Below are 12055 nucleotides of genomic sequence, written 5' to 3' on the forward strand. Positions count from 1 at the left end.
CGGCGCTGATGTGCAAACGCATCGGCAGGTTACAAAACTTTACCTGCCGTCCGGCGCTTTCTCCGTCATTATTTGTCCAGACAAATCTGCTTGCGCGCCATTTTCGCTGCCGCAGTGGAGTCCGGCGTCAAGTTATGGGATGATTGAGCCGTTTTTCAGGGGGCGGGGATGGGAAAACTGACGTTACTGCTGCTCGTGCTGCTGGGATGGTTGCAATACTCTCTGTGGCTGGGCAAGAACGGTATCCATGATTACACGCGCGTCAGCGAAGACGTGGCGTCACAACAGGCGAATAACGCCAAACTCAAAGCGCGTAACGATCAGCTGTTTGCCGAAATTGACGATCTCAATGGCGGTTCAGAGGCGATTGAGGAACGCGCACGCAGCGAGCTGGGCATGATCAGGCCTGGCGAGACTTTCTATCGTCTGGTGCCAGACCAAAACAAACGTAATGCGCAACAAGCGGCGCAGAATCAACAACGATAAACCATGAATCAGCTCTCTTCCTCTGCGGATGTGATTGCCGTGGTGCCGGCTGCCGGTATCGGCAGCCGCATGCAGGCCGCCTGTCCGAAGCAGTATCTCACCATCGGTCCGTTAACCCTGCTCGAGCACAGCGTGGCGCGCCTGCTGGCGCATCCGGCGGTAAAGCAGGTGGTGGTGCCAGTCAGCCCGGATGACGGCTGGTTCGATAGCCTGCCGCTGGCGCAGGATGCCCGCGTACTGCGCGTCACCGGCGGCGAAACCCGCGCCGAGTCGGTGCTGGCCGGATTACAGACCATCCGCCACAGCGCCTGGGTGCTGGTGCACGACGCGGCGCGTCCGTGCCTGCATCCCGATGATTTAGCGCGTTTGCTGGCGGTGCGTGAGCACAGCAAAGTCGGCGCGATTCTGGCGGCACCGGTGCGCGACACCATGAAGCGCGCGGAGCCTGGCAAAGGTGCCATTGCGCATACCGTTGAACGCGATGACTTATGGCATGCGCTGACGCCGCAGTTTTTCCCGCATGCGCTGCTGACCGCCTGCCTGACGCGCGCGCTCAATGAAGGCGCGACCATCACCGATGAAGCCTCGGCACTGGAATATTGCGGTTATCATCCTGAGCTGGTCAGCGGACGCAGCGACAATATTAAGGTAACGCGGCCGGAAGATCTGGCGCTGGCGGCCTTCTATCTCACTCAGATTCAGTTAAAGGAGCACGCATGATGCGTATCGGTCACGGTTTTGACGTGCACGCGTTTGGCGGCGAAGGCCCGCTGGTGATTGGCGGGGTGCGTATTCCCTTCGAACAGGGCTTTATTGCGCATTCCGACGGCGATGTGGCGCTGCATGCGCTGACCGACGCGCTGCTGGGCGCGGTGGCGATGGGCGACATCGGCAAACTGTTCCCGGATACCGATCCGGCATTCAAAGGCGCCGACAGCCGCGGTTTGCTGCGCGAAGCCTGGCGCCGCATCCAGCAGAAGGGCTACCGCATCGGCAACGTTGATGTCACCATTATCGCTCAGGCACCGAAAATGCTGCCGCACGTGCCGCAGATGCGCGTCAACATCGCCGAAGATCTCGGTTGCCACATGGATGATGTCAACGTCAAAGCCACCACCACCGAGAAGCTGGGCTTCACCGGTCGCGGTGAAGGCATTGCCTGCGAAGCCGTGGCGTTGCTGGTGAAGGCCGATCGGGCATGAGTGAGCTGCTCTACCTGCACGGCGTGCCCGCTGCCACCGGGGTAATCAAAGCCAGTCCCGAAGATTTCGTGGTAATTGAAGATCTCGGCTATCCCTATGATGGCGAAGGCGAGCAGCTGCTGGTGCGCATCCGTAAAATTGGCTGCAACACGCGTTTTGTCGCTGAGGCGATCGCCAAATTCCTCGGCGTGCATCAGCGCGATCTCAGTTATGCCGGCATGAAAGATCGCCACGCGGTCACCGAGCAGACGCTGTGCTTCCGCGTGCCGGGCACGGCGATGCCCAACCTTGCCGGCTTCCAGCTGGAAGGCGTAGAGATCCTGCAGGTGATTCGCCACAAGCGTAAACTGCGCACCGGCGCGCTGGCGGGCAATGCGTTTCGTCTGGTGGTACGTCAGGTTTCCGATCGCGCGCAGGTGGAATCGCGGCTGCAGCAGATTCAGCAGCAGGGCGTGCCCAACTACTTTGGCGAACAGCGCTTTGGCCGCGGCGGCAATAACCTGACGCAGGCGCGCCTGTGGGCAGAGGAGAAATTCCGTCCACGCGACCGCAGTATGAAAGGCATTCTGCTGTCGGCGGCGCGCAGCCAGCTGTTCAATCAGCTGACCAGCGCGCGCCTGCAGCGTGAAGGTGCGCTGGACCGCGTGCAGCCCGGCGATGCGCTGCAGCTCAGCGGGCGCGGCAGCTGGTTTGTTGCCCGGGCGGACGAGTTACCTGCGCTGCAACAGCGTGTGGATAACCACGAGCTGCGCATCACCGCACCGCTGGCCGGACGCGGCGAGCTGGGCACTCAGGGCGAAACGCTGGCGTTTGAACAGCAGCAACTGGCGGGCGCGGCCGATCTGCTCGGCCTGCTGGAGCGTGAACGCGTCGATGCCGCGCGGCGCGCCATGCTGGTGGTGCCGAAAGATCTGCAGTGGAACTGGTGGGATGACGTCACGCTCGAGCTGCAGTTCTGGCTGCCGGCCGGCAGTTTTGCCACCAGCGTAGTGCGTGAGCTGCTGAGCAACGGCGCGGCGGCCCCGCTCGGCGACGAATAAGCGAACCCGGCGACGATGAGCAAAAATCTCACCATCAAGGATATTGCCGTACTCGCCGGTGTGTCGATTACCACCGTCTCGCGCGTGCTCAATAAGCATGCGTGGGTGTCGGAAAAAACCCGCACGCGGGTGGAACAGGTGATCGCCGAGCATCAGTTCAGCCCCAACCTGATGGCGCGCGGCATGATATCGCGCCAGAGCTATACGCTCGCGGTGATCGTCTCTGACATCACTAACCCTTACTTCGTCACGCTGGTGGCGCAGATTCAGCAGGCCTGTCTGGCCATCGGTTACAAAATCACCCTGTACGATACCCAGTCGGCCAACCGTAGCCCTCAGCACGACGATGACGAAAGCGCGATTTTTCAGTCGATTATCGATAGCCAGATCGATGGGGTGATCGTGCTCGGCGGCCACAGCGACTATGCGCCGATTCCGGCCGGCTACCTGACGCTGCTGGAATCGCTGATGGACAAAATGGCGGTGGTGGTGGTGGGGCAGCCGCATCCTGCTGGCCGCTGGCCGTGCGTGATGCGCGACCAGCAGCACTGCGTCGGACTGGCGGTGAATCACCTGCTGGCGCGCGGCCTGCGTGATATCGCGTTTATTGGCGGTTCGCGCAAAGTGTGGGTGACGCGCGAGCGCGTCAGTCATTTCCACGCCACGCTGCAGCAGGCCGGCATTACGCCGCGCGACAGCTGGATCTGCCTGAATAACTTCTATCCTGAACACGGCTATCAGGCGATTGATACGCTGTGGCAGCAGGCAGAGCAACCGCAGGCGCTGGTGGCAATCAACGATCGCGTGGCGATGGGCGCGATCCGCGCGCTACGCGATCGCGGCATTGACGTGCCTGAGCAGGTAGCGGTAATCAGCTGCGAGCGTTTCCCCGGCAGCGAGTATTTTATTCCGCGCCTGACCAGCGTCGATCACCAGAATCCGCAGCTGGGGCAAAACATTATCACCATGATGATGGCGCAGCTGGACGGCAGCTTAAGCCCGCACGCGCGCTGCAGCGCACCGCTAAAGCCGGTATTGATCCCCGGCGAATCCGCCTGATCTTCTCCCCCTTAAACGTTCCGCCTGCTTTCGTTGCGCTTTGTTAGCGCGATCGCAATTTCACGATCCTCACGTTGACTTAATATGCGCCATTAAATAAGTTGGCTCACAACCTGAAAACGTTTTCAGGTTGGCGGGAAAACAGTTTAAGGAGCGGTAATGAAACCCACCATGATGACCTACATCCACCAGCAACCCGAGGTGCTGAGCCATCTGCTGGCGTGCTATCCGCAGGGATTACCGGTGCTGGGCAAGGCGAAAACAGTGCTGATTCTGGCCACCGGCTCCAGCATCAACGCCGCGCTCAGCGCCAAATATTACGTTGAGCAACTGACTGGCGTACGCATCAGCGTGCAGGAGCCGTTCCATTTTCAGCATTACGAGCAGTGGGACCCGGCGACCGATCTGGTGATCGCGATTTCACAGAGCGGCGAGAGCACTTCGACGCTGGCAGCGATCGACGCGCTGAAAAAACAGCACGGCGTGGCAACCTGGGGCATCACCAGCAAAATCACCAGTCCGCTGGCGCAGGCGGTGGATCACGCCGTAGACATCATGAACGGCGAAGAGCGCGTCGGGTATGTCACCAAAGGCTATGTCGCCACGATCCTGACGCTGATGCTGATTGGCGTGCAAAGTGCGCGCCACAGCGGTCGCCTCAGCGCAGAGCAGGAGCAGCAGGCGCTGGCGCAACTGCAGCACGGCGTCGACGCGATTCCGGACATCATCGCCCGCACCGAGCGCTTCTGGCAGCGCTGGCAGGACGATCTCACTGCGGCGCCACGCTTTATCTCGATTGGCTTTGGTCCGGCGATTGGCGTGATCAAAGAGATGGAGACCAAATTCAGCGAAACGGTGCGCGTGCCGTCGCAGGGCATTGAACTGGAAGCGTTTATGCACGGCCCCTATTTCGAAATCAATCCGCAGCACCGGCTGTTCTTCATCGACGTCGAGGCGCCGGTGCGCGAACGCCTGCAGCTGCTGCGCCAGTATGAGCAGCGCGTGACGCCGCACGTCTGGAGTCTGTGTCTCGGGGAAAGTGATGATGCGCGCACGCTGGCGCTCGGCGTGGAGGTCAGCGAATGGATAGCGCCGCTGCTGATGGTGATTCCATTCCAGATCCTCGCGCATCACATCGCTGAAGCCAAAGGCAACAATCTGCCGCAGCGCATATTCACTGATTTTGGCGTGGCGATGAAGAGCAAAACCAAACCGGGTGATTACGACTAACGCCGGGCGCGAGCCATAAGGATAACAACAATGAAACTCGATTACGTGAAGCTGGCGCAGGCCATCAGGGAACAGGTCGGCGGCGACGATAACATCAGCCATATTTCACACTGCGCCACGCGGCTGCGGCTGACGATAAACGATCTGACCAGTGTCGATATGCCGGCCATCAGTAGCCTGCCGGGCGTCATCCGCGTGGTGAACGCGTCCGGACAGCTGCAGATTGTGGTCGGGCCGCAGGTCGAACAGCTGTATCAGGCGATGCAGCAGGGCACAGCGCCGGTGGCCGAACCGGTGAAGCCCGGCAAAGACGAGCGCGGCGTCGCGGGTAAAATGCTGGCCACGCTCGGCGCTATCTTTACGCCCTACATTGGCGTACTGGCCGGCATCGGGGTGATCAAAGGCATCATTGTGCTGTTGCAGACGCAGGGCTGGGTGGCGGACGATGACCTGCTGTTCGCCATGTTCAACGCGCTGGCCAGCGGGGTGTTTGTCTTTCTGCCGCTGTTTATTGCGGTTACCGCGGCAGACCGTTTCGGTGCCAGCCGTTTCACCGCGCTGGCGCTGACGGCGGCGATGGTGTTTCCGCTCACCCAGCCGGATCTGCCGGCGCACTTCGCGCTGTTCGGCCTGAGCATCAGCCTGAAGATTTACGGCGGCGCGGTGATTCCGGCGATTCTGGCGGTGCTGCTGCTGAGCAAGGTTGAGCGCCGGCTGAAACAGTGGATCCCCGAGGTGGCAGCGCTGGTGTTTGTGCCGTGCCTGTCGCTGCTGATTTGCGGTTTTGTGGTGTTCACGGTGATTGGCCCGCTGGCAGATTACGTTGGCGTCGGCATCGCCAGTGGCTACAGCTGGCTCTATCAGCTCAGCCCGATGATCTCCGGCGCGCTGCTGGCGGGCATTGGTCAGCTATTTGTGGTGTTTGGCGTCCACTGGGGCATCATCCCGCTGGCGCTGATCAATATTCAGGTGCAGGGCTACGACACCATCATGGCGATGTTTATGTCGGCGGTGATGGGGCAGTTTGGCGCGGTCACCGGCGCGATCTTCATCGCCCGCAGCCTGCGCGACCGGCAGATTGCAATCTCGGCGTCGCTGTCAGCGTTCTTTGGCATCACCGAACCGGCGCTGTACGGCGTCAATCTCAAGTACCGCATGCTGTTTATCTTCGGCTGCATCGGCGCGGCGCTCGGCGGTGGCATCACCGGGCTGCTGCAGGTGAAAACCTACAGTTTCCTGCCGGTGCTGAACGTGTTTGAACTCGGCCTGTTCGAAGGCCCTGAGTCGAAGATGATCTATGAAGTGGCGGCAATTGCCGTGGCTTTCCTCACCCCATTCATTCTGACGCTGATTTACGGCCGCTGGACGCTGCGCAGCGTGAATAAAACCGGCGCCTGATGCGCTGATTCGTTAACACCAAAACAGGGAAATCGCATGCGGCTGCTTCGCAGGGCCGCGTGCACCTTAAGGAAAGGTCATGAACACATTCACCAGGAGAAAAAAGGCAGCGCTGCTGCCGCTGGCCACCCTGATGCTGGGCGCGGCACCGTCGGCGCTGGCGGAAGGATTTGTTGAAGACAGCACGCTGGAGGGCACCGTCTATTACTGGCAGCGCCACCGTGAGCGTAAAGATCTCGATCCGCACAGCGCGCACTATCAGCACTATCAGACCAACCTGCATCACAGCACGCTGACCGGCGCGCTCGATTATCAGTCCGGCTATCTGGCCGATACCGTGGGCATTGATGTGGCGGCCTTCGCCACCTGGGATCTGTTTGAAGGCAGTCCGGCGCATCCCAACGAGATCAGCTTCAGTCACGGGCCTTCGATGTGGGAAGACCGTGGCGTCGGCGAACGTAACGGGCTGGATCTCTACCGTGCCGCGCTGAAACTCAAAGCCGGCGACTACTGGCTGCGGGCCGGTTATATCCAGCCGAGCGGTCAGACGCTGCTTGGCACCCAATGGGGATTTCTGCCCGGCACCTACCAGGGCGTGGAAGTCGGGGCAGTCTATGACTATGGCGCTGCCGGCGCGCTGTCACTGTCGTGGATGGGTGCCAACAAGTACAAAGCACCGTGGTATCGCAAAATGTATGAGTTTCGCGAAATCGACCGGCAAACACGCATTCCTTATCTGCACTCGCTGGGCGCGAAGTATGACTTCAAAAACGGCAACACGCTGGAGCTGGCGTGGGGGGAATCTCCGCATTATCTCGACAAATATTTCGCCAAAGCGGCACGTCAGACCACGCTGTGGGATAACCCGTTCAGCGTCAGCTGGCAGTTCTACGGCTCGCAGGATCGTACCGGTCGCCATGATGTTTACGATGAGTTTGCCTGGCAGCAGGGCCTGACGCTGGCGTACCAGTGGAATCGCTACCAGTTCCGGCTGGAGGGCAGCGCGGTGCACGCACCGGGGAAACAGGGTTACTACACCGTGGCGATGACGCCGATCTATCCCAACTCCGCGGGCCGCATCGATATGTGGTGGGATTCGCGCTCTGACTTCAACGCCGACGGCGAAAAAGCGCTGTTCGCGGGCCTGATGATCGATCTCAGCGACATCGTCTGGCCGGGCGTCAGCATCGGTGGTTCATTCGCCTGGGGCTGGGACGGCAAACCGGCGCGCGGCGGCGACTGGTCGCAGCAGCAGCGCCTGACGGAAACCGCCATCAACGGCGATCTGGTGTGGCAGGTGCAATCCGGCTGGGCCAAAGACACGGTATTTAAGCTGCATCTCACCGCCTACAACAACCATAGCGATAATCCCAGCTGGGGCGGCGGCTATGGCAACGTTTTCCAGGATGAAAAGGACGTCAAATTCATGATGATTGCCCCTTTTAGCCTGTTCAATCACTCACGACACTAAGGATGATGACCATGAGGATTCGCTTCTCCGCGCTGACCGCAGCGCTGTTACTGGCCGGGCTGGCGCATGCCGAAACCCACGTTTTAATCAATCAGGTCGGCTACGATGTTGCCGCGCCGAAAAACGCCATCGTGCAGCTGACCGGCGACTCGCGCGCTAAGCCGCCGGCGAAATTTACCCTGCTGGATAATGAGACTAATAAAGCGGTGCTGAGCGGCACGCTGCAGCCGCAGGGTGACGTGCCGGGCTGGGGCGATCGCACCTTCTATCGTGCCGATTTCTCCGGCTGGCAAACGCCGGGCCGCTACGTGCTGCAAACCACCAGCAGCGACGGCGATGTGCGCTCCGGGCCGTTCATTATTGGTGCCGATCTGCTCGAGCGCTATACGCTGTCCGATGTGATTGCCTACTTCAAAAGCCAGCGCGTCACCGGCCTGTTCGATAAGGCGGACCGCAAACTGCCGCTGCCACCGGGCACCGGCAGCGGTACGGTTGACGTCCACGGCGGCTGGTATGACGCCACCGGCGATTACGGCGTGCACCTGTCGCACCAGAATCTGACCTCTTACTTCAATCCGCAGCAGGCGCCGCTGGTGGCGTGGAGTTTACTGCGCGGTTATCAAAATCTCGGGGCGCGGGATAACCCGAACTTTGATGAGTATCGCCGGCGCATGCTCGACGAAGGGCTGTACGGTGCCGATTTCCTGGTGCGCATGAAGCGGCCGGGTGAATCCTTCTTCCAGGCGATCTCGTCGCCGGGCAAAGAGAAGCTGGCTCAGGACCGGGTGATCGCCAATCCCAACTGGCGCACGCAGATTAAAGAGAAGGAGTCAGATTCCACCATTGTTGAAGAAGAGGCGGTCGGCCCGCTGGCGTGGCAGGCCAGCTTCCGATCCGGTGCCGGCATGTCAATTGCCGCGCTGGCGCTGGCCAGCACCATGGAGAATGACGGCAATTTCACGCGGCAGCAGTATCTGCAAACCGCAGAAGATGCCTTTGCCTTCCTGCAGAAAAATAACCTGCGCATGGTGAATGACGGCAAAGAGAACATTGTGGATGATTATACCGCGCTGCTGGCGGCTACCGAGCTGTATCGCGCCTCGCAAAAAGCGGTCTATCTGGCTGCGGCGCAGCAGCGCGCGGAGAGCCTGATGGCGCGACTGACGTCGCTGGATAACTGGCATGACTACTGGCGTGCCGACGGCGAAAAACGCCCGTTCTTCCATCCGTCCGATGCCGGTCTGCCGGTGATCGCACTGCTGGAGTACGCGCGCATCGCGCCACAGGCACAGCAGGCGAGCATCCGCCAGACGGTAAAACGCTCGCTGGGCTTTGAGCTGGCGGTCACCAAAGAGAGCAATAACCCGTTTGGCTATGCGCGCCAGCTGATTCAGCTGAAAGACGGCGTGAAGCGCACCAGCTTCTTCTTCCCGCACGACAGCGAAGCTGCGCCGTGGTGGCAGGGCGAAAACGCGCGTATCGCGTCGCTGGCCGCCGCCGCCCGTCAGGCGATGCCACTGTTCGCGGACGATAAAGCCTTTACGCAGCAGCTGCAGAGCTATGCCTGGGATCAGCTCAACTGGATTCTCGGTCATAATCCGTACGACGTCAGCATGCTGACCGGCAGCGGCTATCGTCACATCAGCTATCTGTTCTTCAATTCGTGGAAATACACCACGCTGCCAGGCGGTATCGTTAACGGCATCACCGGCGCGTCGAATCAGGTGGCGGACGGCATCGCCTTTGATGAAGGTTATGCGGTCACACGGAAGGATGACGACTGGCGCTGGGCGGAAGGCTGGCTGCCGCACTCGGCCTGGTATCTGTATGCGGTGAGCTTACCGGATCGTCACTGAGGTGATAAATCAGCCCGGCTTTTCGCCGGGCTTTTTACTGGGTGCCATTGCGTTTGACTGCTTATTGTTGCGACAACTGCCGACGGTTGCGTGATTTACGCCTACCACTTCCCGCGCCTCACCGCTAGAATGCAAACATCCTTGTGCCGCCAGCGCAGGACCGCTTGCGCCGCTGAAGGCGCAAAACGGGCGCGGCGGTCGGTGGACCGGTTAATGAAAAAGGTCAGAATCAGATGCGGATACGGCTCAGCAACGATGATGGAATTCAGACTCCCGGCATTGGCGTGTTCCCTGGCGTGAAGACATTACGACAGGTTGATCCTGGCGCCGGCGTGGCGCGGAAGAGGGCAGGCGACGGGCTGTACCAGGCTGAGGTGAATCCGGCATGGTAAACCGGCGCATCGAAACGCTTCTGGCCCAACTGCGCACGCAGGGTATTCACGATGAGCATCTGCTGAAAGCCATCGCTGATGTCCCGCGTGAACGCTTTATTGACGAGGCTTTTGAACATAAAGCCTGGGAAAATGTGGCGCTGCCGATTGGCAACGGCCAGACCATTTCTCAGCCTTATATGGTGGCGCGCATGACGGCGCTGCTGGAGCTGAACCCGACCTCGCGCGTGCTGGAAATTGGCACCGGTTCGGGTTATCAGACCGCCATTCTCGCGCATCTGGTTAACCACGTTTACTCGGTTGAACGCATCAAAGGGCTGCAGTGGCAGGCGAAACGCCGCCTGAAGCAGCTCGATCTGCATAACATTTCCACACGCCACGGCGACGGCTGGCAGGGCTGGGCCGCGCGGGGGCCGTTTGATGCCATTATTGTGACTGCCGCACCGCCAGAAATTCCGACTGCGCTGATAGCGCAACTGGGAGAAGGCGGCAAAATGGTGCTGCCGGTGGGTGAGGACCAGCAGGTACTTAAGCGCCTGCGTCGTCAGGGTGGTGAAATCATTGAAGAAACGATTGAGCCGGTGCGCTTTGTGCCGCTGGTTCAGGGCGATCTGGCATAAAGCCATCTTACGTATTTCTTCACAATCGTTACATGGCATGGCGCAGTTGATATTGTTACTATCCTTGTTAATCAATGCGAAAGCGCGTTTTTGACGGCACAGATAGTGAATCATGCGGTCAACGTCGACACACAGTTTTATCCAGGATTGCCATCACGGGGGATCAATGAGCACGGGAAGCACAGTATTTCAATTACGCCGTCTGGCGGCACTTTCACTGGTCGGTTTTTGGCTGGCAGGCTGTAGCTCTGGCGACAACACACAAGCCCCCATCAGCCAGATTGGCAGCAACAGCGGCGACAGCGGTATGGCTGCTGCTCCCACCACAGGCGGCGGCATGATCGCCGCGCAGAACAGCACCGTGCCGGCGATGCCGCGTGGTGGAATGTTAAGCGGTGGTACACCATCAGCCGCGCCTGCAGGTGGAATGGTTAGTGGTAATAATAATGTGACCACCGAAAATGGTCGTATTGTGTACAATCGCAATTATGGGAATATTCCTAAAGGCAGCTACGGCGGTGAAACCTACACCGTTAAGCGAGGCGATACGCTGTTCTATATTGCCTGGATTACCGGCAATGATTTCCGCGATCTGGCACAGCGCAATAATATTGCGGCGCCCTATAGCCTGAGCGCCGGGCAGACGTTACAGGTGGGTAACGGTAACGGTCAGACCATCACCGGTGGTAACGCGATAACCGCAGCGGATGCCACGCAGGGCGGCGTTCCGGTGGCATCGAATCAGACGCAAATTAAATCCACCCCTGTTGCACAGCAACCTGTTATTACGTATTCTGATGATTCGGGTTCGACAGGCGGGAAAATGCTGCCGTCGAAAGGGGCAAATAATGTGGCAACGACCACAGCTCCGGTTACCGCACCGCCCACAGTTAGCAGCACAACTAATAGCACAACACCAGTGGGAAGCTGGCGTTGGCCGACTGATGGGAAGATCATCGATAACTTCTCCGCTGCGGAAGGCGGAAACAAAGGGATCGATATCGCCGGGTCGCGTGGACAACCTGTCGTCGCCACTGCATCAGGAAGAGTGGTATACGCAGGCAACGCGCTCCGCGGGTACGGTAATTTAATCATCATCAAACACAACGATGATTACCTGAGTGCCTACGCCCACAACGATACCATGCTGGTCCGGGAACAACAGGAAGTTAAGGCGGGGCAAAAAATCGCTACCATGGGTAGCACCGGAACCAGTTCAGTAAGATTGCACTTTGAAATTCGTTACAAGGGGAAATCCGTAAACCCGTTGCGTTATTTACCGCAGCGATAATCCGGCAGAA

At 59.6% G+C, this 12055-nt stretch carries 11 protein-coding genes; all 11 read left to right on the forward strand.

Annotated elements, in window-relative coordinates; translation table 11 throughout:
- Positions 1-168: 168 nt before the first annotated feature.
- Positions 169-486, forward strand: a complete 318-nt coding sequence (gene ftsB, locus E7738_RS18450) for a cell division protein FtsB (RefSeq protein WP_021507350.1) — start codon at positions 169-171, stop codon at positions 484-486.
- A gap of 3 nt (positions 487-489) precedes the next feature.
- Positions 490-1206, forward strand: a complete 717-nt coding sequence (gene ispD / locus E7738_RS18455) for a 2-C-methyl-D-erythritol 4-phosphate cytidylyltransferase (protein ID WP_021507349.1) — start codon at positions 490-492, stop codon at positions 1204-1206.
- The gene (ispF, locus tag E7738_RS18460) at positions 1206-1688 is read left to right on the forward strand and encodes a 2-C-methyl-D-erythritol 2,4-cyclodiphosphate synthase (protein ID WP_031279680.1); all 483 of its coding nucleotides are present in this window, start codon (positions 1206-1208) and stop codon (positions 1686-1688) included. The genes ispD and ispF overlap by 1 nt, the downstream gene beginning before the upstream one ends.
- Positions 1685-2728 (forward strand): tRNA pseudouridine(13) synthase TruD, encoded by a 1044-nt coding sequence (truD, locus tag E7738_RS18465; RefSeq protein ID WP_394515926.1) that lies wholly within the window; start codon positions 1685-1687, stop codon positions 2726-2728. The genes ispF and truD overlap by 4 nt, the downstream gene beginning before the upstream one ends.
- Positions 2729-2743: 15 nt before the next feature.
- Positions 2744-3787 (forward strand): LacI family DNA-binding transcriptional regulator, encoded by a 1044-nt coding sequence (locus E7738_RS18470; RefSeq protein ID WP_150361125.1) that lies wholly within the window; start codon positions 2744-2746, stop codon positions 3785-3787.
- Between the two features lie 159 nt (positions 3788-3946).
- The gene (locus E7738_RS18475; protein WP_394515927.1) at positions 3947-5017 is read left to right on the forward strand and encodes an SIS domain-containing protein; all 1071 of its coding nucleotides are present in this window, start codon (positions 3947-3949) and stop codon (positions 5015-5017) included.
- 30 nt (positions 5018-5047) lie between these two features.
- Positions 5048-6415, forward strand: a complete 1368-nt coding sequence (locus E7738_RS18480) for a PTS transporter subunit EIIC (protein ID WP_394515928.1) — start codon at positions 5048-5050, stop codon at positions 6413-6415.
- A gap of 79 nt (positions 6416-6494) precedes the next feature.
- Positions 6495-7886 carry an OprD family outer membrane porin gene (locus E7738_RS18485; protein ID WP_394515929.1) on the forward strand — a complete coding sequence of 464 codons (1392 nt, stop codon included), beginning with the start codon at positions 6495-6497 and terminating at the stop codon, positions 7884-7886.
- A gap of 11 nt (positions 7887-7897) precedes the next feature.
- Positions 7898-9742, forward strand: a complete 1845-nt coding sequence (locus E7738_RS18490; protein ID WP_394515930.1) for a glycoside hydrolase family 9 protein — start codon at positions 7898-7900, stop codon at positions 9740-9742.
- A gap of 385 nt (positions 9743-10127) precedes the next feature.
- On the forward strand, positions 10128-10754 hold the full coding sequence (locus E7738_RS18495) for a protein-L-isoaspartate(D-aspartate) O-methyltransferase (RefSeq protein ID WP_021507341.1): 627 nt from the start codon (positions 10128-10130) through the stop codon (positions 10752-10754).
- A gap of 166 nt (positions 10755-10920) precedes the next feature.
- Positions 10921-12045, forward strand: coding sequence for a murein hydrolase activator NlpD (gene nlpD / locus E7738_RS18500; protein WP_058776000.1), 1125 nt, complete (start codon positions 10921-10923; stop codon positions 12043-12045).
- Positions 12046-12055: the final 10 nt, after the last annotated feature.

Source organism: Pantoea sp. SGAir0430 (assembly GCF_043549295.1).

Bases quoted from the DNA above. Each gene is read 5' to 3' on its own strand.
- ftsB (WP_021507350.1), top strand. From the start codon at position 169: ATGGGAAAACTGACGTTACTGCTGCTCGTGCTGCTGGGATGGTTGCAA.
- E7738_RS18495 (WP_021507341.1), top strand. From the start codon at position 10,128: ATGGTAAACCGGCGCATCGAAACGCTTCTGGCCCAACTGCGCACGCAG.
- E7738_RS18475 (WP_394515927.1), top strand. From the start codon at position 3,947: ATGAAACCCACCATGATGACCTACATCCACCAGCAACCCGAGGTGCTG.
- ispF (WP_031279680.1), top strand. From the start codon at position 1,206: ATGCGTATCGGTCACGGTTTTGACGTGCACGCGTTTGGCGGCGAAGGC.
- E7738_RS18470 (WP_150361125.1), top strand. From the start codon at position 2,744: ATGAGCAAAAATCTCACCATCAAGGATATTGCCGTACTCGCCGGTGTG.
- E7738_RS18490 (WP_394515930.1), top strand. From the start codon at position 7,898: ATGAGGATTCGCTTCTCCGCGCTGACCGCAGCGCTGTTACTGGCCGGG.
- nlpD (WP_058776000.1), top strand. From the start codon at position 10,921: ATGAGCACGGGAAGCACAGTATTTCAATTACGCCGTCTGGCGGCACTT.
- ispD (WP_021507349.1), top strand. From the start codon at position 490: ATGAATCAGCTCTCTTCCTCTGCGGATGTGATTGCCGTGGTGCCGGCT.
- E7738_RS18485 (WP_394515929.1), top strand. From the start codon at position 6,495: ATGAACACATTCACCAGGAGAAAAAAGGCAGCGCTGCTGCCGCTGGCC.
- E7738_RS18480 (WP_394515928.1), top strand. From the start codon at position 5,048: ATGAAACTCGATTACGTGAAGCTGGCGCAGGCCATCAGGGAACAGGTC.
- truD (WP_394515926.1), top strand. From the start codon at position 1,685: ATGAGTGAGCTGCTCTACCTGCACGGCGTGCCCGCTGCCACCGGGGTA.